This is a genomic window from Paraburkholderia sp. CNPSo 3076 (assembly GCF_026343935.1).
GTDB classification, from domain to species: Bacteria; Pseudomonadota; Gammaproteobacteria; order Burkholderiales; family Burkholderiaceae; genus Paraburkholderia; species Paraburkholderia nodosa.
The window spans coordinates 223,448-243,726 of the sequence record NZ_JAPMAL010000003.1 but is presented as its reverse complement, the minus strand read 5'-3'; the positions used below and the strand labels follow the sequence as shown (position 1 = coordinate 243,726).

The following is a 20,279-nucleotide window of genomic DNA, read 5'->3' as shown; positions in this document are numbered from 1 at the left end:
AGGCGATCGTGCCCTTCGCAGGCATAGCCCCTTGCGGGCAGGACCGGTTTCTCACTAGGATTGGTTGTTTTTCATGGATATCCGGTCGACCGTGCCCACAATGTGGGAGCGCACCCCTGATAAGCGCGCGAAGCATCGAAGTGTTGTAGGGAAACGACTGCATCTGATATATCACATACAAAATATTGCTTTTTGTCGCGACGCAGCATATGATTGAGTTATTCGATTACTCAATCATGCGGAGCTTCAAATGGATTTCGTTTCTCTCGCACTGTTCGGTGCAGCGGTCGTGGGTCTGGGTGCAGCTGCTACGGTCATGATCGCGAGGTGGCTGCCGCAGTCTGCCATTGAGCAGGCCGCGCAGCATGGCCGGTACGCTGGTTTGGGCGAAGCACCGCGCGCCTGGGCCGTTCGTCGTGCACAATTCGGTCCGCGAATCCGTCCGCAGGTCGGAAAAGAGGTAATCAATGTCGTCAGAACAAACTGAAGTTGTAGCAAGCCGGGAAGCGGCGCCGCTCAAGCTGGCGCTGCAGCCCATCAACGCCACACTGAGCCTGCGCGATCAGGCTTATGCCATGCTGCGCCAGGCCATTGCCGACGCCGACATCTACCAGTCGCGCGAGGAAATCCGGCTCGACGAGCGCGTGCTGAGCGAATCGCTCGGCGTGAGCCGCACGCCGGTGCGCGAGGCCATGACGCTGCTCGAGCAGGAAGGCTTCCTGCGCATGGTGCCGCGCCGCGGCATTTATATCGTGCGCAAGAGCAAGCGCGAGATCGTGGAGATGATCCAGATGTGGGCCGCGCTCGAAAGCATGGCCGCGCGCCTTGCCACGATCCACGCCACCGACGAGGAAATCGCGCGGCTGCGCCACATGTTCGACGACTTCCGCGACAGCACGCCCGCCGAACACATCGCCGAGTACTCGGACGCCAACATCGCGTTCCACCAGGCGATCGTCGAGCTTTCGCGCTCGCAGATCATCCTCGACACCATCAAGAACATCTTTGTGCACGTGCGCGCCATTCGCCGCATGACGATTTCGCAGAGCGACCGGGCTTCGCGCTCGATCGTCGACCATCTGCGCATTATCGAGGCGCTGGAGAAGCGCGACACCGAGCTGGCGGAAAAGCTTGTGCGCCAGCATTCGCTCGATCTAGCGGTCTACGTCGACAAGAACTGCGATTTCCTGGATTGAGGCGGCAGCTAGCGCTGCGAACTCAACGCAAAACGGGAGACCTTCGGGTCTCCCGTTTTGCGTTTACGTCCCATCACGCCCATTCATCACGCGTCGGCTGAACGCCTCCGTCAGCCGACTTTATGCGCATCAACCCCTGGCATCCCTGACCAAATCACGGCGCCCGACAGCCATCCATTACACGGAATCTGGCATATCAGACGCAGCAAATGCTCGGGGTTTTCCCTTGTGTGCACCGCGTCAACACCGTCGGACTTGCGCCACAACCATGGTGGATAAGGCTTCGGCGCGATTCTAGTGGCATTCCCGATGGGCAATTCCCCTCTTGCTTCGTACTGATATATCACATACCGTATTGCTCAAGGACGCAGATGACGCGCCATCGCGCGAAACGCCTCTGCCCACGCAACCCCACCGATTTTCGAAAACTCGCCCGGCCACGATTAGATAAGGAGACATGACATGGGCAAGGCATTGAATGGCGTGCGCATCCTCGATTTCACGCACGTGCAGTCGGGACCCACCTGCACGCAACTGCTCGCCTGGTTCGGCGCGGACGTGATCAAGGTAGAGCGCGTAGGCGCCGGCGACATCACGCGGGAGCAGTTGCGCGACTTGCCGGACGCGGACAGCCTCTACTTCACGATGCTCAACGGCAACAAGCGTTCGCTCACGCTCGACACGAAGAACCCGCAAGGCAAGCGCGTGCTGGAGCGGCTCATTCGCGACTGCGACGTACTGGTCGAAAACTTCGCGCCGGGCGCGCTCGAGCGCATGGGCTTCAACTGGGAACGGATACAGACACTGAACCCGCGCATGATCGTCGCCTCGGTGAAGGGCTTCGGCCCCGGCCCGTACGAGGACTGCAAGGTCTACGAGAACGTCGCGCAGTGCGTAGGCGGCGCGGCGTCGACGACGGGCTTCAACGACGGCCCGCCGGTCGTCTCCGGCGCGCAGATCGGTGACAGCGGCACGGGCCTGCATCTCGCGCTCGGCATCGTCACGGCGCTCTATCAGCGCACGCACACGGGGCGCGGCCAGAAGGTGCTCGCGGCCATGCAGGACGGCGTGCTCAACCTGTGCCGCGTGAAGCTGCGCGACCAGCAGCGGCTCGAGCGCACCGGCGTCATGAAGGAGTACCCGCAGTATCCCAACGACGGCTTCGGCGAGGCGGTGCCGCGCGCCGGCAATGCGTCGGGCGGCGGCCAGCCGGGCTGGATTCTCAAGTGCAAGGGTTGGGAGACCGATCCGAACGCTTATATCTATTTCATCGCGCAGGCGCCCGTATGGGACCGCATCTGCAAGCTGATTGGGCGCGAGGAGTGGATCGACGACCCGGACTACGCCACGCCGAATGCGCGCCTGCCGCGCCTGAAGGCGATCTTCGACGAGATCGAGCACTGGACCATGCATCGCACGAAGTTCGACGCGATGGCCGTGCTCAACCGCTACGACATTCCGTGCGGCCCGATTCTCTCGATGAAGGAGATCGCCAGCGACGAATCGCTGCGCGCGAGCGGCACGATCGTCGAGGTGGATCACCCGGTGCGCGGCAAGTACCTCACGGTGGGCAACCCGATCAAGCTCTCGGACAGCCCGACCGAAGTCACGCGCTCGCCGATGCTGGGCGAACACACCGACGAAGTGCTCGCCGAATTCGGCTACACGAAGGACGAGATCCACTCGCTGCGCGCTTCTGGCGCCGTTTGAAACCAGGGAGAAAACATGGAAACGTGGATGCGTTTGATGGCGAGCGACGGCAGCATCGTGTTCGGCCGCGTCGAGAACGGTTACCTGCACGAATACGAAGGGCTCGATCAGCCAGTGCCCACCGGCGCGGTACTGTCTCTGCGCGCGCTCACGCCGCTCGCGCCCTGTGCGCCCGGCAAGGTCGTTGCGCTCTGGAACAATTTTCACGCGCTCGCCGCGAAACTCGAAAAGCCGGTGCCCTCGCACCCGCTTTTTCTCATCAAGCCGGCGGCTTCGGTGATCGGCTCTGCGGAATTGATTCGGCGTCCTGCCCACTATGCGGGAAAAATCGTCTTCGAAGGCGAGCTCGGCATCGTGGTCGGCAAGCGCTGCCGCGATGCGAGCGTCGAAGAAGCCGGGTCGGCGATCTTCGGCTACACGATCGTCAACGACGTCACGGCTGCGGGCCTCATCACCGAGAATCCGCACTTCCCGCAATGGTGCCGCGCCAAAGGTTTCGATACGTTCTGTTGTCTGGGCCCGGCGATCGTTTCGGGGTTCGACTGGCAGCGCGCACGGGTCGTCACGAAACTCGATGGTGTGGAGCGGCAGAATTATCCGCTCGACGACATGGTGTTTTCGCCGGCACAGCAGGTGAGCCTCATTTCGCAGGACCTGACGCTCGAACCGGGCGACGTGATTGCGTGCGGCACCTCCCTCGGCGTAGGCTCGATCGTTGATGGCGCAACGGTCGAAGTCACCATTGAAGGGATCGGTACGTTGAGCAATGCGCTGGGCGCCGCGTCGGCGCAAATCGAGTCGCTCGCTGCCGTAGAGGGCGCGGCTTGACGGCGTAAAACCAAAGACGCGCGCGGCAGCAATGCCGCGCGAGGAGGAGAGATGCCGGAGCAACTGGCTGGCGGCCTGGCGTGGCTGGGCGCTGGCGCGCTGTTCGCGTGGCTCGGCTGTGCATTTGCACAATTGGCCGCGCTTGCGCCGGTGCGTGCGTGGCCGTCGTCGCGTTCTCGCGCCGCGCCGCGCTGCGCCAGGCGTGCTGGTGCGCCGCACAAGCATCGACTCGCCTTTGCCGTTTCGTTCGCATTGCTACTGACCGTGCCGCCCGGCGTGATCGCGGCGGCCTGGATGCATGCGCCCGACGCCACGGTCGCGGTCGAAGCCGGCGTACTGGGCGGTTTGTGCCTTGCGAGCCGGCGTGACCTCACGCGGCGCGCGCGGACGGCGGCGCTGCTGGGTGGTGTAGCGGGCGCGAGTGCATTGATCGGCGCGTTCGTTGGCTACGTGTTGCAGCCTGGGCGTAGTCCTGGCGAGCGTATGGCGCTGCTCGTCGCGGCGGCGACCGGCGCACTGCTGATCGGCGGCGCGCTGAGTCTGTTCAGCCGTGGCGCGCAAGCGAGTGGCGCGGTGCGCAGACGCGTGCCGTTCGGCCGCGGCGACCGCGTCATGCATGTCATCGCGCTGCTGCTAGGCGCGGCGCTCGGCTATGGATTCCTGAGCGCGCGTGCGTCGCCCGAATTCGAAATCTCCGTGCTGGTCGCGGCGAGCGTGTTGTGCGCCGCGCTGGGCGCGCGGCTCATGAGCGGCGCCCGGCGACCGCGGCTCGCGCGCACGGGCGCCATCGAGGCGGCACCGCCCCGCGAGCCCTTCAGCGCGACATTCAATGCAAGCTTTGTGGGTGTGCCGGACGAGTTGCTGGTCGCGGCCTGTGGCGGCGGCGCGTTCGAACCCGCCTGGCTGGCCGCGAGCGACACGCCGCACGGCGGCGCGGGGCGCGCGGGTCATCACGCGTCGCAGGACTTGCCACGGCGGCGGCGCAGCCGGGGCGGCGCGCTGCGTCAGCGGCAAGGGCCGCATTGACGTCGTATCGACCATCTGCGGGACAGGGAAAAACAACAGAACGCGCAACACGACGCGAACGATTAGTCAGGCCTGATGGTTTGCGGCGAAACCATCAAACCTTACTTATGCAAACTCGATTCCGACACTTTTGTAATGTTCTCGATGAGCGCCGCGCCTTCCTCCATGAGGAAGCGCTTGAACGCGAGCGCGACGGGCGGCAGCCGCTTGTTTTTCCGGTGCACGACGTACCAGTTGAGCATGACCGGGAAGCCTTCGACGTCGAGCACGGTGAGGTGACCGACCTGCAATTCGAGGCTGATGGTGTGCGCCGAAAGAAAGGCGATGCCCATGCCCGCGATCACGGCCTGCTTGATCGTCTCGGTGCTCTGGATCTCCATGGCGATCTTGAGGTTCGTGATCTTCCCGGCGAAGCCTTCTTCCATCGAGTTCCATGTGTCCGAGCCGCGCTCGCGCACGATGAACGCCTCGTTGGCGAGCGTGCTGAGCTTGATGGCGCGCTTGTTGGCGAGCGGATGCGTGGGCGCCGCAACGATCACGTACGGGTGGGGCGCAAACGGCTCGTTGATGGCATCGGTCGCGTGGGGCGGTCGCACCATCACGGCGAGATCGGTCTGGTTGGTGGCCAGCTGCTGGAGCAGCTGCTCGCGGTTGTGCACGGAGAGATTGAGCGCGACGCCCTTGTAGCGGCGCGTGAACTCGGCCAGCAGGCGCGGAAAGAAGTAGTCGCCGGCGCTAATGACGGCGACGTTGAGCTTGCCGCCCGAGACGCCCTTTAGCTGGCCCATCGCCTCGTCCACTTCGTGGAACTGCTGCATGATCGAGCGGCTGTAGTGAAGCATCTCCGTGCCCGCGGGCGTGAGATAGATCTTCTTGCCGAGCTGCTCGAAGAGCGGCAGGCCTGCGTGATCTTCGAGCTGCCGAACCTGCGTAGAAACGGCCGGCTGGGTGAGATGCAGCTCTTCCGCAGCACGCGAAAAACTGAGGTGGCGCGCCACGGTCTCGAAGACCTTGAGCTGGCGCAGCGTGGCGTTTCGCATCGTCATGGCCGAACCATAAAGGATACTGAATCCACATAATAACAAACTTTAATTGTGAGTAATTCAGCAATCACCCTAGCATAAGTTGAAAGGAGTCCGAATGCCGCGCAAAACGCTCGAAGCTACGTTCGGGTTAACGCTCGGAAATACGATTTCATAAGGGACAACACGTAGAAAAGCCCTTGTTTCACGATGTTTCAGGGGCCTGACGTAATGCCAGGGTGAATGAGGATTGACGAGTTGTCATTCGGATTTTTGATTCAGCCGGCGAATAAAAAACACAGCGTGGCGAAGTGAAAAGTTAAAACCATAAGCCTTAATTTATGCAGACCCGTAATTATGCAGGCTGCAATGAATAGATAGCGGAGACAAGCGATATGAATGCAATCGGTCAGAGGAGCGAGAGCGGTCCGTTCTGGACGAACCGCTGGTTTCAACTGGTGGTGGGCATGCTATGCATGGCGCTCGTTGCCAATCTGCAATACGCATGGACGCTGTTCGTCGCGCCGATGAACTCGCGCCACCACTGGGGCCAGGCGGAGATTCAACTGGCGTTCTCGATTTTCATTCTGACCGAGACCTGGCTCGTGCCGGTGGAAGGCTGGCTCGTCGACAAGTTCGGCCCGCGTCCGGTCGTGGCGGCCGGCGCGGTTTGCGCAGGCCTCGCCTGGGTGATCAACTCCTACGTCACGACGCTGCCGATGCTCTACGTGTCGGCCGTGATCGCGGGCATCGGCGCGGGCGGCGTGTACGGCACCTGCGTGGGTAACGCGCTCAAGTGGTTCCCGGACCGCCGCGGCCTCGCCGCGGGCCTCACGGCCGCGGGCTTCGGCGCCGGCGCCGCCGTGACGGTGATTCCGATTGCGAACATGATCACGCGCTCCGGCTACGAGCACACGTTCTTCTTCTTCGGCGTCCTTCAGGGCGTGTCGATTCTCGTGCTCTCGTTCCTGCTCGTGAAGCCCGTGACGCGCCCCGTCGCCGTGGCAGGCCGCCGTCTCGTCTCGCGCGTCGACTACACGCCGGGGCAGATGATCAAGCAGCCGGTATTCTGGGTGATCTACATCTGCTTCGTCGCGGTGGCCGCCGGCGGCCTGATGGCAACGGCGCAGATCGGCCCGATCGCCAAGGACTGGGGCCTCGCCCGCATTCCGATGACGGTGTTCGGCATGACGCTGCCGCTCCTCACGCTCACGCTGTCGATCGACAACATCTGCAACGGCTTTACGCGTCCGCTGTGCGGCTTCATCTCCGATAAGATCGGCCGTGAGAACGCGATGTTCCTGATCTTCGTGGGCGAAGGGCTCGCGCTGCTCGGCATGATGCAGTTCGGCACGAATCCGTATGCGTTCATGACCTTCGCGGCGCTCATCTTCCTGTTCTGGGGCGAGATCTTCTCGATCTTCCCGGCCATCTGCGCGGACACCTTCGGCAGCAAGTACGCCGCCTCGAATGCCGGCACGCTGTACACCGCCAAGGGCACGGCAGCGCTGCTCGTGCCGGTGGCCTCGGTGCTGTCTGCCACGGGCGGCTGGAGCGCGGTGTTCATCGCGGCGGCCGTCATTACGATTGCGGCGGGCGTGAGCGCCAAGTTCTTCCTCGCGCCGATGCGCAAGCGTCTGATCGAGCAGAGCAGCGAAGCCAGCAGTGACGCGAGCAACGAGTCCAACGTCACGCTGGCCACGAATACCGGCGCAGGGTTGCCGCACTGGTCCAACCAAAGCGGCGAATGAGGCGCGCGGGCCCGCCATGTCGATGAACGTATCGCTCCAGCAACTCAAGGTGTTCGTCGCGGTGGCGCGGGCGCGCAGCTTCACGCGCGCCGCGCGCGAGTTCGGGCTCACGCAGTCGGCGGTGAGCCGCTGCGTGCGCGAACTGGAGGAAGCGGTCGAACTCAAACTATTTGACCGCACCACGCGCCAGGTCGAGCTCACGCTTGCGGGCAGCGGCTTCGAGCGGCGCATCGGCCGCTTGCTCGACGAGATCGATATGGCGCTCAACGAGGGTCGCGACGCGCATCAGGCACATAGCGGCGTGGTGCTCGTGGCGAGCAACCCGGTGCTCTCGTCGACCTGGGTGCCCGCCGCGCTCGCGCGCTGCGCAGCGGCTTTTCCTTCGCTCACGCTGCAACTGCAGGACTTGCCGCAGGCGGCCGTGCTGCAGGCGGTCGAGCAGGGCGAGGCCGACTTCGGCGTGATCGCGGAAAGCGTGCCGTTGGCGAGCGGCAACCTCGATGTGCAGCCGCTCTCGGCCACGCCGCTTTGCGCGCTCTTGCCCGCCCACCATCCGCTTGCGCTCCAGGGGGCGCTGCGATGGGACGATCTCGCGCGCGAACCGCTCGTCACGCTCAATCGCGACGCCGGTTGCCGCGGCGCGGTGATGCGGGCGCTGGACGGTCTGCGGCCTGAGGGGAGGCCGCTGCAGGAGTTCGCGCACGTGGCGGGCGTGGCGCGCATGGCGCAGCTCGGCATGGGCATCGGCGTGTTGCCGGTGTGCGTGGACGGCGCGCGCGGGGGGCATGCGCATCGTGTGGGCGACGTTGCGCACGCAACGTGTCACTGGCCAGCGCCCGCGGGGGCGCTCGTTACGCGCTTGCTGCATCCCGTCGTCAACGTGACGACGATGCTCGTGCGGCGTCGCCATCGTTCGCTGCGGCCCTGTGCTCAGGCCGCGTGGTCGCAGTTCATGCCGGACGGGGCAGTCGCGGACGGGGCAGTGGCGGACGGTTCTGACGCAGAGGCCTCATCGCCGGATAGCGACGCGCTGCCGGAAACGTCCATCGACGGCTCGCCGATGCGTGGCTCGAACGGCGCGCCGATGCGCGTCGCGTTGCGCGGCGCCGATACGCCGCCGCCGCTTCAGGTGACCCGGACCCACGCCCGCATCGAATAACGCGCGTTTCCTTCTTCTGGAAAGCAAAACGGATCGCTCGAAGCGATCCGTTTTTGTTTTTCCAGCACCGAGAACCGACGCAGAAAAAAAGGCGGCGCACGCGCCGCCCTTCATCGTGTCTTACGCCGGCTGCATCGCCATCCGCTCACGCTGCTTGACCAAGGCAAGCACGGTGTCGATGGCCGGCGTCGGCTCGCCAACCAGGCTGCCCATTTCCTGCACGACGGTGATCAGCGGATCGATCTCCATCGGCCGGCCGGTTTCGAGGTCGACGAGCATCGAGGTCTTGTGCGCGCCCACCGCGCCCGCGCCGTCGATGCGACGTTCCACATCCACGCGAAAGTTCACGCCGAACCGCTCGGCAATGCGCTTGCCCTCGAGCATCATCGTGCGCGCTACGGCACGCGTGGCCGGGTCGCTGGTGATGACGTCGAGCGTGGCGTGGGTGAGTGCGCTGATCGGGTTGAAGCAGAGATTGCCCCACAGCTTGAGCCAGATTTCGTCGCGGATGTTCTCGCGGATCGGCGCATCGAACCCGGCGGCCTGCATGGCTTCATGAAGCTGGACGATGCGCGGCGTGCGCTCGCCCGAAGGCTCGCCAATCGGAAACTTCTTGCCGTACACGTGGCGGATCACGCCAGGCGCGTCGATTTCGGCGGCCGGATAGAGCACGCAGCCAATCGCACGCTCCGGCGTGAGACGGTTCCATTGCGAGCCGTCCGGGTCGATGCTTTCGAGCCGCGTGCCCGCGAACTTGCCGCCATGCTGGTAGAAGTACCAGTAGGGAATGCCGTTGGTGCCCGTGACGATGGCCGTGTGCTTGCCAAGGAGCGGCTGCATCGCGTCGATCACGCCCGCCACCGAATGTGCCTTGAGCGTAATGATGACGACGTCCTGCACGCCCAGTTCGCGCGGATCGGACGTGCAGCGCACCTTCGCCACGTACTCCTCACCGTCCATCAGCAGGCGCGCGCCGTTCTCGCGCATGGCGGCCAGATGCGGGCCGCGGGCGACGAAGCTCACCTCGGCGCCTGCGCGTGCGAGTTGCACGCCCATCATGCCTCCAATGGCGCCCGCTCCAAAGATGCAGATCTTCATGTTGAAACCCCAATGACGTTGAAAACCGCTTGTCCGCAGGGCGATGCGCGAGCGTCGGGGAAAAGCTGCCCGCTCGCCGCGACCCCGGACGATGGTTTGAGCATAGGGGGCGCTGTCGATTAACGACAGTTAAAGTTTCTCGCGAAAATCATCAAGAGATACTTATGGATGAAGGGCGCGTGACGAGGCTGTTCAGGCGCGCCGCACGAGCAGAAAACTCACGCCGATCAGGCCGAGAAATGTGCCGCAGGTGCGATTGAACCAGCGGCGCACGGCGGTGCGTGTGAGCCAGCGGCCGAGGTACATGCCGGCGAGCGAGTAGAGCGCGATGGCCACGCATTCGAGCACGAGAAAGCTTGCACCGAGCACGCCGAACTGCGGCGCGATGGGCCTGGCCACATCGACGAATTGCGGCAGGAAGGCCGTGAAAACGAGAATCGCCTTGGGGTTACCCGCCGCCACGAGGCACTCGCGCCACGCGAGGCGCGCGAGCGAGGCGTCGCTATCCGTGCTCTCGCCGATGGGGTTGGCGTCGCTGCGCCAAAGCTGCACCGCGAGCCACACGAGGTAAGCGGCGCCCGCGAGCTTGATGACGAAGAAGACCGCCTCGGAAGCGCGCAGCACCGCGGCAAGACCCGTGGCCGTGAGCGCGATCATGGCGGCGAACGAAACGAGCCGGCCTGTGCCGCCGAGGAACGCGCGCAGGAAACCGTGCCGCGCGGCCACGTTGATGGAGAGGAGATTGTTCGGCCCCGGCGCCATGTTCAGCGCGAAGCAGGCGGGCAGAAAGAAGAGCCAGGCGGTGAGGGACATGATGACGCTCGAAGAACGTTAGCGCCGTGCGCGGCGCGCCGTGATTCGCGCCATTCTAGCGCGCCTGGCGCGTTCCGCCTTGCCGCTCAATGGAAAACCGGCAGCATGAGAAAGAGCTTGATGGTGATGGCGTTGGCAATGTCGATGAAGAACGCGGCCACCATCGGCACCACGAGAAACGCCAGATGGGAATGGCCGAAGCGCGCGGTGACCGCCTGCATGTTCGCAATCGCCGTGGGCGTTGCACCGAGGCCGAAGCCGCAGTGCCCCGCCGAAAGCACGACGGCGTCGTAGTTCGCGCCCATCACGCGGAACGTTACGAAGATCGCGTAGACCACCATGAGCAGCGTTTGCGCGGCGAGGATCGTGAACACGGGCAGCGCGAGTGCGGCAAGGTCCCACAGGCGCAGCGTCATGAGCGCCATGGCGAGAAAGAGCGCGAGACTCACGTTGCCGATCAGCGCGACGGCGTGCTCGGCCACCGGCCGCCCGAGGAGCGAGAGCCCATTGGCGAGCAGCACGCCGACGAACAGCACGCACACGAAGGTGGGCAGTTCGAACGCGGTGCCCGCGATCAGCCCGGAGAGCGCCTCGCCCCCGGCGAGGCTGATGGCGATGAGCGTGACCGTGTTGATGAATGCGCCCGGTGTGGTGGGCTGCTCGGCTTTCGGCTCCTCGAATGCATAGGGGTCGGGCGTTGCTGCGCCGGGCGTTGCATCGCCGGCCTGTGCGCCGATGCGCTTCATGAGGTGCTGCGCAACGGGTCCGCCGAGTATGCCGCCCATGATCAGCCCGAACGTGGCGCATGCAATGGCCGCTTCGGTGGCGGACTGCAGCCCATGATGCTCGGTGAACACCGCGCCCCAAGCGGCGCCCGTGCCATGGCCGCCCGCGAGCGCCACCGAGCCGCCCAGCAGCCCGTACAGCGGATCGACGCCGAACGCCATGGCGAGCGCGATGCCCAACGCGTTTTGCAGTGCGAGAAGCGCGACCACGACGGCGAGAAAGCGCACGAGTACGGGGCCGCCGTGTTTCAGGTTGGCGAGGTTCGCATTGAGGCCGATGGTGGCGAAGAACGCTTGCATGAGCGGCGCCTGCAGCGAGGTGTCGAACACCACGTCCCTATGCGCGAAGCTGTGCACGCCGAACACGATCAGCGCGGCGACGATGCCGCCCGCCACGGGTTCGGGTATCGTCCATTTGCGCAGGATCGGCACGGCGGCGACGAGCCACTGGCCGACCAGCAGCACGAGCGACGCGACGACGAGCGTTCCGTAGACTTTGACGTTCATGGCGGGTGTCCGGCGGGGCAATGAGGGGGCCAGGCTGGCCGCGCATCTTTCGCGCACGGTACACCAGGCGCTTGCGCGTTGCGCGCATGGTGCGCAGCCAGGCGCCGGTTCCGGCCACTTTGCTTGCACGAATCGGGGCCCCACGCTTAAATAGGCAGGCATTCACGGGCGAAAGGCCGACGCGCATGCAGGACGAATATCCCTCCGCATTTCCCGGATCGCCACGATGGCGCGAGACCGTACAAGAACCGGAGAAGGTCATGAATGGGAGCACCGTTGCTGATCGCGAGGCGGCCGGGCGTGCCGCGCGCGAGCGCTCGAAACGTTCGAGCCACAAGGAAACCGGCACCATCAAGCGCGATCCGCTCGCATTGCTGCGCTCGAGCAGCGAAGGCCGCGTGCCGAACCTCGTGCAGCTGCGCTACGGGCGCATGATCGTCTCGCCCTTCACGTTCTTTCGCGGCAGCGCGATCCTCCAGGCGCACGACCTCGCGGGCGTGCCCAACACCGGCATGACGATGGAGATTTGCGGCGACGCGCATCTGCTGAACTTCGGCGCCTTCGCCACGCCCGAGCGTCAGCTCGTGTTCGATCTCAACGACTTCGACGAGGTCGCGCCCGGCCCGTGGGAGTGGGATGTGAAGCGCCTCGTGGCGAGCTTCGTCGTGGCGGCGCGGCACATGCGCTACTCGCGCGGCGTGGCCGAGGAACTGGTGATGACGGCCGTGACCAGCTATCGCGACCGCCTGCGCCAGTACGCGGAGTACGGCGCGCTCGATCTCTGGTACGACAAAATCACCTTCGACCGTATGGTCGAAACCGCGCTCACGCCCGAAGGCCGTCGCCTGATCCGGCGTGGCATGGAGAAGGCCGCGAACCGCACGCACGAGAACCTGCTCGAAAAGCTCGCGGAGCGCGACGGCGACCACTGGACGATTCACGACGCCCCGCCCGCGCTCTTTCACGTGCACGGCGTCAACACGCTGTTCGAACCCGAAGACGACTGGTTCACGCTTGGCGACTGGCGCACGTTGATCGAGCCCATGTACGAGGACTACGCGAAGACGCTCGCGCCCGACAGGCGCGAACTGCTCGATCACTTCGCGATTCAGGACCTGGTGTTCAAGGTGGTGGGCGTGGGCAGCGTGGGCACGCGCTGCCTCGTGATGCTGCTCGTCGATCATCACGAGAAGCCGCTCTTCCTGCAGGTGAAAGAGGCGCGTCGCTCGGTCGTTTCGCAGTACTTCAAGTCGCCTTCGATCAAGCACGAAGGCGCGCGGGTCGTCCATGGCCAGCGGCTGCTGCAGGCGGCGAGCGATATCTTCCTTGGCTGGACCACGGGGCCCAACGGGCGTCATTTCTACGTGCGCCAGTTGCGCGACATGAAGCTCTCGGTCGATCTCCAGTTGCTCGACAGCACGCTGCTCTGCGGCTATGCACGTTTGTGCGGCTGGGCGCTCGCGCGCGCGCATGCGAAGTCGGGCAGCGCCGCCATCGAAATCTCTTCGTACATTGGCCGCAGCGACCAGTTCGCGGAGGCGCTCATGGGCTACGCCTTCAGCTATGCCGACCAGGTGGAGCGCGATTACGACGTGTTCCTCAAGGCCGCGCGCAGCGGCGCGATCGTCGCGCGCAGCGACGACGACATGGCCGCCGATTTCCGCGTTTGAGCAGAGCCTGAGTCGACCTGCAGGCGAAGCGCGCAGCCGAACGCGCTATCCTTGCGCTTTTCTTTCATCGCGCCGCGCATGAGCCTCGTACGCATGCCCGGCATGCGCCCCATGCGTCTACGTCATATCGAAGTCTTTCACGCGATCATGCGCACCGGCTCGCTCTCCAAGGCGGCCGAGCTGCTATGCGTTTCGCAGCCCGCGGTCAGCAAGGTGCTCGCGCATGCGGAGCGCAGCGCGGGCCTCAAGCTCTTCAGCCGCGCGCACGGCCGCCTGCAGCCTACGCGCGAGGCCGAATTGCTGTTCGCCGAAACGCAGAAGCTGCAATCGAACCTCGACAGCATTCGCGATCTCGCGCGCAATCTCGCGCTGCGCCCGCAAGGGCTGCTGCGCATCGGCTGTCTGCCAAGCCTCGGCATGAGCCTGATCCCGGCTGCCGTGCAGACGTTTCGCGCGGGCTACCCCGAGGTGTCGCTCAGGATCCAGACGCGCCACACGGCGGAACTGCTCAACGCGCTGCTCACGCGCGAACTCGATCTGGGCGTCGCGCTCAATCCGCCCGCGCGGCCGGGCATCGCCGCGGTCGAACTGGCGCGCACGGCCGTGGTCTGCGTCGGGCCGCCCGACGACCCGACGCCGGAACACGCGCCGCTCGCGTTGCGCGATCTGGTCGACGGCGAGTGGATCAGCATCGGCAATGTCGATCCGCTTGGCGAGGCGATCGGCAACCTGCTCGAAGCCGAAGGCGTGGACGACCGGCTCGCGGCCGTCGAGGCGCAGACGTGGCACGTCGCGCGCGCACTCGCGGCGCGCGGCATCGGCCGCGTGCTGCTCGACGAACTCAGCGCGCGCGGGGCGGGCGAGCCGGTGGCGATCCGGCGCGTCGAACCGGCGCTCACGGTCGGCGTGTTCGCCATGTGGCGCGAAGGCGGCATGGACTCGCAGGCAGGCAACGCGTTCGCGGACGTGCTGCGCGGCTGCCTCGCCGCTACGTGCACGGCGTGAGCGCCTGGACACGGGAGCAAAGGCCGCCAAGGCCGCATCACGCGAGCCGGCACGGGCCGCCGGTACAATCGCGCGCAGGAGAGGAGCGGCGCTGCGAGCGCGCGCCATGCGAACGAATGAGAGATCGAAGGCGTGCGCATGCTCGTGAAGCGTGGCTCGCCGGTCCTGGACTTCGGCGATCTCGCGGGCCGTACGGTGGTCACGACCGCGGGCACGTCGGAAGAGCGCCTGCTGCGCCGCTGGAACATGGAGCGCGCGATGAACATGCGCATCGTCGTCGCGAAGACTCACGGCGACTCCGTCGAAGCCGTGCGCTCGGGACGCGCCGTTGCCTTCGTGATGGACGAGCCGTTGCTGCACGCCACGCTCGCGACCGGCTACATGGCGGGCGAAACGCCGGGTGCGCCCGTCGCGCAAAGTGCGCGTAACCTGAACGACGCGCGCGCTTACGCGATCGTCGGCAGCCCGGCCAGGTCGGAAGTGTACGGCTGCATGTTCCGGCGCGGCGACACCGCCTTCAAGCGCATTGCCGACGACACCATCGCGAGGATGGAGCGCTCGGGCGAGGCGCTCGCGCTTTACCGGCGCTGGTTCGAGTCGCCCATTCCGCCTGCGGGCGTGAACCTCGACTATCCGATGTCGGAGCCGATGAAGGCGCTTTTCGCGAATCCCAACGACCAGCCGCTCGATTGAAGGCTCAACCGAAACAAAGAGGCAACGGTGAGTGATACGCAACAATGCAAGATCGCCCTGGTGACGGGCGCGGGCAGCGGCATTGGCCGCGCGTGCGCGCAAAGGCTGCTGGCCAACGGCTTTGCCGTCGTGCTGGCGGGCCGCCGGGCCGCGCCGCTCGAAGCGCTCGCCGACGAGGCCCGCGCGCGCGGCGAAGAGGCGCTGGCGGCGCCTTGCGACGTGACCGACGCGGCGGCCGTCGAGGCGCTCTTCGAGACGATCCGCGCGCGCTTCGGCCGGCTCGACCTGCTCTTCAACAACGCGGGCCGCAACGCGCCGGCCGTGGACATCGACGAGCTTTCCGTGGACGACTGGCGCGCCGTGGTCGATACGAACCTCACCGGCGTGTTCCTGTGCACGCGCGCGGCGTTCGGGCTCATGAAGCGGCAGACGCCGCGAGGCGGGCGCATCATCAATAACGGCTCGATTTCGGCGCACGCGCCGCGGCCGTTCAGCGCCGCCTACACGGCCACCAAGCACGCCATCACGGGCCTCACGAAGACCGTTTCGCTCGATGGCCGGCGCTACGACATTGCGTGCGGGCAGATCGACATCGGCAACGCGGCGACCGAGATGGCCGAGCGCATGGCGCGCGGCGTGCCTCAGGCGAACGGCGAAATTGCCGTCGAGCCGCTGATGGACGTGGAACTCGTGGCCGACGCACTGCTGCACATGGCGCAACTGCCGCTCGAAGCGAATATCCAGTTCATGACGATCATGGCGACGAAGATGCCGTTCGTGGGGCGCGGCTGAGCGTGCAGGCCGGGCGGGCGCTGCCGCACGCTCGGCCGCCGCGTCCCGTATACTGGCCGCTGAACCACCACGACGCCCGAGCGCCCATGTCTTTGCCCCCGCGTCCGGACGATGATCCGCGTCCCCAGCCGCCCGAATGCCCCGATCACGACGACTGCTGCCATAGCGGTTGCGACCCCTGCATCTTCGATCTGTACGACGAGGAGTTCGGCCGGTATCGCGCCGCGCTGGCCGCGTGGGAAGCGCGCGAAGCCGGACGGCAGGCACAGGCGCAGGCGAAAGCGCCGCGCAAGCAAGCCGCAAAACCGGCTTCGCCATCGGCCGCGCCGTTGCCGGACAAGCCCTCGCGCTGAACTGCATTGCTCCCCGCCGCCATGACCGAATCCATCCTCGTTCCCGACGCTCCCGCCCTCGACGCCGCCGCGCTCGACGCGCTGCAGGCGTTCGTCGAGCGTCATCCGCGCCTGTTCGTGCTGACGGGCGCGGGCATCAGCACGGATTCGGGCATTCCGGGTTACCGCGACGAGAACGGCGCCTGGAAACGCTCGCCGCCCATCACGCTGCAGGAATTCCTCGGCTCCGAGAGCATGCGGCGCCGTTACTGGGCGCGCAGCCTGATCGGCTGGCCCACGGTGGGTCTCGCGCAGCCCAACGGCGCGCACCACGCGCTCGCGCGCCTCGGTGCGGCGGGCTATGCGCGCACGCTCGTCACGCAGAACGTGGATGGCCTGCATCAGCGCGCGGGCAGCCGCGACGTGATCGAGCTGCACGGCAGCATCGCGCACGTGCATTGCCTCGACTGCGGCGCGCAGTATTCGCGCGCCTCGATTCAGCCGGAACTCGAAGCGCGCAACCCGGCCGTCGTGGGCGCGAGCGCGGAACCCGCCGCCGACGGCGACGCCCATCTCGACTTCGACGGCGCCAACGCCTTCCACGTGCCCGCGTGCGCGGCGTGCGGCGGCATGCTCAAGCCTTCGGTGGTGTTCTTCGGCGAGAACGTGCCGCGCGAGCGCGTGGCGAGCGCCTCGAACGCGCTCGACGAGGCCGACGCCGTGCTCGTGGTCGGCTCCTCGCTCATGGTGTATTCGGGCTACCGCTTCTGCGCCTGGGCGCAGCAGCGCGGCAAACCCGTGGCCGCGATCAACATGGGCAAGACGCGCGCCGACCCGCTCCTCGCACTCAAATTCGAAGCCCCTTGCGCCGCCGTGCTCGACGCGCTGGGCGCGCGCCTCGTCCCCTGACACTCCACGTCCCCACGGAACCGACGACATGCTGACCACGCTAGCCGACCTCGAAGCGCACTACGGCACGCCGCACGAACGCGCGTTGCGCAAAGAAATCGATCACGTCAACGCGGATTACCGGCGCTTCATCGAAAGCTCGCCGTTCGTCGTGCTCGCCACGGGCGGTCCGGAAGGTCTCGACTGCTCGCCGCGCGGCGACGCACCCGGCTTCGTGCGCATTCTCGACGAGCACACGCTCGCGTTGCCCGACCGTCCGGGCAACAATCGCGTGGACAGCCTGCGCAACGTGGTCGCCTCGTCGCAGGTGGGGCTGCTGTTCATGGTGCCGGGCGTGGGCGAGATGCTGCGCGTGAACGGGCGCGGCCGCGTGAGCACCGACCCCGCGCTCGTCGCGAGTTTCGCCGTGGATGGCAAGCCGCCGCGCTCGGTGCTCGTGATCGACGTGGAAAGCGTGTACTTCCATTGCTCCAAGGCCATCGTGCGCTCGAAGCTGTGGGACCCGTCGCGCCACGTCGAACGCTCGCACCTGCCGAGCGCGGGCGAGATGCTGCGCCGCGTAAATGAGGAGCAATATGGCGAGACGTTCGACGCCGAGACTTACGAAGCCGGTCTCGCCCAACGCATCAAGACCACGCTGTACTGAGTGAATGCCGACTGATCGCTGAGAGACCGCAAGACGATGAACGACCCGCAAGCCGCCCAACGCCTTTGCGCGCCCGCCGCCGAGCGCAACGCCGTGCCGATCCTGGCGGTGCTGCGCGGCGCGCTGCCCGCGCGGGGCACCGTGCTCGAAATCGCGAGCGGCACCGGCCAGCATGCCGTCCACTTCGCGGCCGCGTTTCCCGACCTCGCGTGGCAGCCGAGCGACGCCGACGCGCGCGCCCGCGCCTCGATCGACGCCTGGCGCGAGCACTCGGGTCTCGCCAATTTGCGCGCGCCGCTCGACCTCGACGTGCGCCGCGAGCCCTGGCCGATCGATGCGGTGGCCGCCATCGTCTGCGTCAACATGATTCACATCGCGCCGTGGGCAGCGGCGCAGGCGCTCATGAAAGGCGCGGGCGCGCGCGTTGCTACGGGCGGGGCACTCGTGCTCTACGGGCCGTACCGGCGCGAAGGCGCACACACGGCGCCGAGCAACGAGGCTTTCGACGCCGACTTGCGCGCGCGCGACCCGTCCTGGGGCGTGCGCGACATGGAGGAAGTGGAGGCGCTGGCGCAGGCACAAGGCTTCGCGTGCGAAGCGCGCGTGCCGATGCCGGCGAACAATTTCAGCCTGGTGTTCCGAAAACAGTAAGCGAGGTCGGCAAACGTCCGCCGCACATGCGCGCGTTCGCGCAGCGCCGCTACGTTTCCCTTATGCTTGCACGGTTGGCGCCCCGTTGCGGCGCCGTCAATGAATGAAGTGGAGAAACAACATGAGCAAACAGCCAATCGGCGTGGTGGGTCTGGCCGTGATGGGTAGCAATCTGGCGCTCAACATCGAAAGCCGCGGCCACGCGGTCTCGGTGTTCAATCGCAGCCGCGCCCGAACCGACGAGCTGATCGCTGAGTATCCGGATCGCAAGCTCGTGCCGGCGTACACGCTCGAAGAGTTCGTGGATTCGCTGGAAAAGCCGCGCCGCATCCTGATGATGGTGAAGGCCGGCGCGCCCACCGACGACACCATCGCCGCGCTCAAGCCGCTGCTGGAGAAGGGCGACATCCTGATCGACGGCGGCAACACGCATTTCACCGATACCATCCGCCGCAACCAGGAACTCGCGAAGTCGGGCCTGCACTTCATCGGCACGGGCGTGTCGGGCGGCGAGGAAGGCGCGCTCAAGGGCCCGTCGATCATGCCGGGCGGCCAGCGCGATGCTTACGATCTGGTTGCACCGATCCTCACTGAAATCGCCGCGAAGGCGCCGGACGGCGAGCCGTGCGTGGCCTACATGGGCCCGGACGGCGCGGGCCACTTCGTGAAAATGGTGCACAACGGCATCGAGTACGGCGACATGCAGCTGATCGCCGAAAGCTACGCGGTGCTCAAGCAGGTGCTCGGCCTCTCGAACGAGGAACTGGGCAAGGTCTACACCGAGTGGAACGAAGGCGAGCTCGACAGCTACCTGATCGAGATCACCTCGAAGATCTTCGGCAAGAAGGACGAGGAAACGGGCAAGGATCTCGTCGACGTGATTCTCGACCGCGCCGCGCAAAAGGGCACCGGCAAGTGGACGAGCCAGAACGCGCTGGACCTCGGCGCGCCGCTGCCGCTCATCACCGAAGCCGTGTTCGCGCGCGTGCTCTCGTCGCTCAAGACGCAGCGCGTGGCCGCGAGCAAGGTGCTTTCGGGCCCGGACGCGAAGCCGTTCTCGGGCGACCGCAAGGCGTTCATCGAGTCGGTGCGCCGCGCGCTGTACTTCTCGAAGGTGATTTCGTACGCGCAAGGCTTCGCGCAACTGCGCATGGCTTCCGACGAGTACAAGTGGGACTTCCAGTACGGCACGATCGCCAAGATCTTCCGCGCGGGCTGCATCATCCGCGCGCGCTTCCTGCAGAAGATCATGGACGCCTACGCGAAGAACCCGCAGCTCGACAACCTGCTGCTCGACCCCTATTTCCGTGACATCGCGGCCAACTATCAGTCGGCGCTGCGCGACGTGGTGATCCAGGCGGTGAGCGCGGGCGTGCCGGTGCCGGCGTTCTCGTCGGCCGTCGCGTACTTCGACGGCTACCGCTCGGAGCGCGTGCCCGCCAACCTCGTGCAGGCGCAGCGCGACTTCTTCGGCGCGCACACGTTCGAGCGCATCGACAAGCCGGGCAGCTTCCACGCCGACTGGTCGTAAGGTCCCAAGACAAAAGGCCGCATTGTCGTTGCGGTCTTTGTTGGAATCGTAAGGTGAGTCCGAGGGCTCACCTTTTTTATTGCCGAAATTGCAATGGTGTTTTGATGAATTAGGGTTTTCCCTAGCGAGATGGGACGCCTACACTGTAATCAATC

Annotated in this window: 19 protein-coding genes and 1 pseudogene; 16 read left to right on the top strand and 4 right to left on the bottom strand. The window is 65.9% G+C overall.

Annotated elements, in window-relative coordinates; genetic code table 11:
• Positions 1-250: 250 nt before the first annotated feature.
• From M3A49_RS04935 to M3A49_RS04915, 5 genes are all read left to right on the top strand, one after another.
• Positions 251-487 carry a hypothetical protein gene (locus M3A49_RS04935; protein WP_266227682.1) on the top strand — a complete coding sequence of 79 codons (237 nt, stop codon included), beginning with the start codon at positions 251-253 and terminating at the stop codon, positions 485-487.
• Positions 468-1,196 carry a GntR family transcriptional regulator gene (locus M3A49_RS04930; RefSeq protein ID WP_266227681.1) on the top strand — a complete coding sequence of 243 codons (729 nt, stop codon included), beginning with the start codon at positions 468-470 and terminating at the stop codon, positions 1,194-1,196. The genes M3A49_RS04935 and M3A49_RS04930 overlap by 20 nt, the downstream gene beginning before the upstream one ends.
• 462 nt (positions 1,197-1,658) lie before the next feature.
• Positions 1,659-2,906, top strand: a complete 1,248-nt coding sequence (frc, locus tag M3A49_RS04925; protein ID WP_266227680.1) for a formyl-CoA transferase — start codon at positions 1,659-1,661, stop codon at positions 2,904-2,906.
• A 15-nt stretch (positions 2,907-2,921) separates the two neighbouring features.
• The gene (locus M3A49_RS04920) at positions 2,922-3,734 is read left to right on the top strand and encodes a fumarylacetoacetate hydrolase family protein (RefSeq protein WP_266227679.1); all 813 of its coding nucleotides are present in this window, start codon (positions 2,922-2,924) and stop codon (positions 3,732-3,734) included.
• 51 nt (positions 3,735-3,785) lie between these two features.
• A complete protein-coding gene (locus tag M3A49_RS04915) occupies positions 3,786-4,760 on the top strand; it encodes a hypothetical protein (RefSeq protein WP_266227678.1) in 975 nt (324 codons plus the stop codon).
• A gap of 101 nt (positions 4,761-4,861) precedes the next feature.
• On the opposite strand, the gene M3A49_RS04910 is transcribed toward M3A49_RS04915, so the two are convergent.
• On the bottom strand, positions 4,862-5,806 hold the full coding sequence (locus tag M3A49_RS04910; protein WP_028202712.1) for a LysR family transcriptional regulator: 945 nt from the start codon (positions 5,804-5,806) through the stop codon (positions 4,862-4,864).
• 371 nt (positions 5,807-6,177) lie between these two features.
• Between M3A49_RS04910 and oxlT the strand changes: the two genes are divergently transcribed.
• Together oxlT and M3A49_RS04900 are read left to right on the top strand one after the other, a co-directional pair.
• On the top strand, positions 6,178-7,533 hold the full coding sequence (gene oxlT, locus M3A49_RS04905) for an oxalate/formate MFS antiporter (protein ID WP_266227677.1): 1,356 nt from the start codon (positions 6,178-6,180) through the stop codon (positions 7,531-7,533).
• Positions 7,534-7,555: 22 nt separating this feature from the next.
• A complete protein-coding gene (locus tag M3A49_RS04900) occupies positions 7,556-8,692 on the top strand; it encodes a LysR family transcriptional regulator (protein WP_266227837.1) in 1,137 nt (378 codons plus the stop codon).
• A gap of 120 nt (positions 8,693-8,812) precedes the next feature.
• On the opposite strand, the gene M3A49_RS04895 is transcribed toward M3A49_RS04900, so the two are convergent.
• From M3A49_RS04895 to gltS, 3 genes are all read right to left on the bottom strand, one after another.
• A complete protein-coding gene (locus M3A49_RS04895) occupies positions 8,813-9,790 on the bottom strand; it encodes a 2-dehydropantoate 2-reductase (protein ID WP_266227676.1) in 978 nt (325 codons plus the stop codon).
• A 192-nt stretch (positions 9,791-9,982) separates the two neighbouring features.
• Complete coding sequence (locus tag M3A49_RS04890) at positions 9,983-10,603, bottom strand: LysE family translocator (protein WP_266227675.1); 621 nt, start codon at positions 10,601-10,603, stop codon at positions 9,983-9,985.
• An 86-nt stretch (positions 10,604-10,689) separates the two neighbouring features.
• Entirely contained in the window at positions 10,690-11,895 is a 1,206-nt protein-coding gene (gene gltS / locus M3A49_RS04885; protein WP_266227674.1) for a sodium/glutamate symporter, read from the bottom strand.
• A 260-nt stretch (positions 11,896-12,155) separates the two neighbouring features.
• Here gltS and M3A49_RS04880 point away from each other — a divergent pair, with 260 nt between their 5' ends.
• The 9 genes and pseudogenes from M3A49_RS04880 to gndA all read left to right on the top strand — a co-directional run bounded on the left by M3A49_RS04880 (position 12,156) and on the right by gndA (position 20,124).
• Positions 12,156-13,565 carry a DUF2252 domain-containing protein gene (locus tag M3A49_RS04880; protein WP_266227673.1) on the top strand — a complete coding sequence of 470 codons (1,410 nt, stop codon included), beginning with the start codon at positions 12,156-12,158 and terminating at the stop codon, positions 13,563-13,565.
• A gap of 111 nt (positions 13,566-13,676) precedes the next feature.
• A complete protein-coding gene (locus M3A49_RS04875) occupies positions 13,677-14,570 on the top strand; it encodes a LysR family transcriptional regulator (RefSeq protein ID WP_266227836.1) in 894 nt (297 codons plus the stop codon).
• 129 nt (positions 14,571-14,699) lie between these two features.
• Positions 14,700-15,263 (top strand): annotated as a pseudogene (locus M3A49_RS04870) (amino acid ABC transporter substrate-binding protein); the annotation flags it as partial.
• Positions 15,264-15,290: 27 nt separating this feature from the next.
• Positions 15,291-16,055, top strand: a complete 765-nt coding sequence (locus M3A49_RS04865) for an SDR family oxidoreductase (RefSeq protein ID WP_266227671.1) — start codon at positions 15,291-15,293, stop codon at positions 16,053-16,055.
• A gap of 86 nt (positions 16,056-16,141) precedes the next feature.
• On the top strand, positions 16,142-16,408 hold the full coding sequence (locus M3A49_RS04860; protein ID WP_266227670.1) for an oxidoreductase-like domain-containing protein: 267 nt from the start codon (positions 16,142-16,144) through the stop codon (positions 16,406-16,408).
• Positions 16,409-16,429: 21 nt separating this feature from the next.
• Positions 16,430-17,296 (top strand): NAD-dependent protein deacetylase, encoded by an 867-nt coding sequence (locus M3A49_RS04855; protein ID WP_266227669.1) that lies wholly within the window; start codon positions 16,430-16,432, stop codon positions 17,294-17,296.
• A 28-nt stretch (positions 17,297-17,324) separates the two neighbouring features.
• Positions 17,325-17,942 (top strand): pyridoxamine 5'-phosphate oxidase family protein, encoded by a 618-nt coding sequence (locus tag M3A49_RS04850; RefSeq protein ID WP_028202701.1) that lies wholly within the window; start codon positions 17,325-17,327, stop codon positions 17,940-17,942.
• A gap of 36 nt (positions 17,943-17,978) precedes the next feature.
• Positions 17,979-18,593, top strand: a complete 615-nt coding sequence (locus M3A49_RS04845) for a DUF938 domain-containing protein (RefSeq protein ID WP_266227668.1) — start codon at positions 17,979-17,981, stop codon at positions 18,591-18,593.
• Between the two features lie 121 nt (positions 18,594-18,714).
• Positions 18,715-20,124, top strand: coding sequence for an NADP-dependent phosphogluconate dehydrogenase (gndA, locus tag M3A49_RS04840; protein ID WP_266227667.1), 1,410 nt, complete (start codon positions 18,715-18,717; stop codon positions 20,122-20,124).
• The last annotated feature ends 155 nt before the right edge of the window (positions 20,125-20,279 follow it).

Bases quoted from the DNA above. Each gene is read 5' to 3' on its own strand.
- M3A49_RS04915 (WP_266227678.1), top strand. From the start codon at position 3,786: ATGCCGGAGCAACTGGCTGGCGGCCTGGCGTGGCTGGGCGCTGGCGCG.
- M3A49_RS04935 (WP_266227682.1), top strand. From the start codon at position 251: ATGGATTTCGTTTCTCTCGCACTGTTCGGTGCAGCGGTCGTGGGTCTG.
- M3A49_RS04910 (WP_028202712.1), bottom strand. From the start codon at position 5,806: ATGACGATGCGAAACGCCACGCTGCGCCAGCTCAAGGTCTTCGAGACC.
- gltS (WP_266227674.1), bottom strand. From the start codon at position 11,895: ATGAACGTCAAAGTCTACGGAACGCTCGTCGTCGCGTCGCTCGTGCTG.
- M3A49_RS04855 (WP_266227669.1), top strand. From the start codon at position 16,430: ATGACCGAATCCATCCTCGTTCCCGACGCTCCCGCCCTCGACGCCGCC.
- M3A49_RS04890 (WP_266227675.1), bottom strand. From the start codon at position 10,603: ATGTCCCTCACCGCCTGGCTCTTCTTTCTGCCCGCCTGCTTCGCGCTG.
- frc (WP_266227680.1), top strand. From the start codon at position 1,659: ATGGGCAAGGCATTGAATGGCGTGCGCATCCTCGATTTCACGCACGTG.
- M3A49_RS04875 (WP_266227836.1), top strand. From the start codon at position 13,677: ATGCGTCTACGTCATATCGAAGTCTTTCACGCGATCATGCGCACCGGC.
- M3A49_RS04845 (WP_266227668.1), top strand. From the start codon at position 17,979: ATGAACGACCCGCAAGCCGCCCAACGCCTTTGCGCGCCCGCCGCCGAG.
- M3A49_RS04930 (WP_266227681.1), top strand. From the start codon at position 468: ATGTCGTCAGAACAAACTGAAGTTGTAGCAAGCCGGGAAGCGGCGCCG.
- M3A49_RS04900 (WP_266227837.1), top strand. From the start codon at position 7,556: ATGAACGTATCGCTCCAGCAACTCAAGGTGTTCGTCGCGGTGGCGCGG.
- M3A49_RS04850 (WP_028202701.1), top strand. From the start codon at position 17,325: ATGCTGACCACGCTAGCCGACCTCGAAGCGCACTACGGCACGCCGCAC.
- M3A49_RS04860 (WP_266227670.1), top strand. From the start codon at position 16,142: ATGTCTTTGCCCCCGCGTCCGGACGATGATCCGCGTCCCCAGCCGCCC.
- M3A49_RS04895 (WP_266227676.1), bottom strand. From the start codon at position 9,790: ATGAAGATCTGCATCTTTGGAGCGGGCGCCATTGGAGGCATGATGGGC.
- oxlT (WP_266227677.1), top strand. From the start codon at position 6,178: ATGAATGCAATCGGTCAGAGGAGCGAGAGCGGTCCGTTCTGGACGAAC.
- M3A49_RS04880 (WP_266227673.1), top strand. From the start codon at position 12,156: ATGAATGGGAGCACCGTTGCTGATCGCGAGGCGGCCGGGCGTGCCGCG.
- gndA (WP_266227667.1), top strand. From the start codon at position 18,715: ATGAGCAAACAGCCAATCGGCGTGGTGGGTCTGGCCGTGATGGGTAGC.
- M3A49_RS04920 (WP_266227679.1), top strand. From the start codon at position 2,922: ATGGAAACGTGGATGCGTTTGATGGCGAGCGACGGCAGCATCGTGTTC.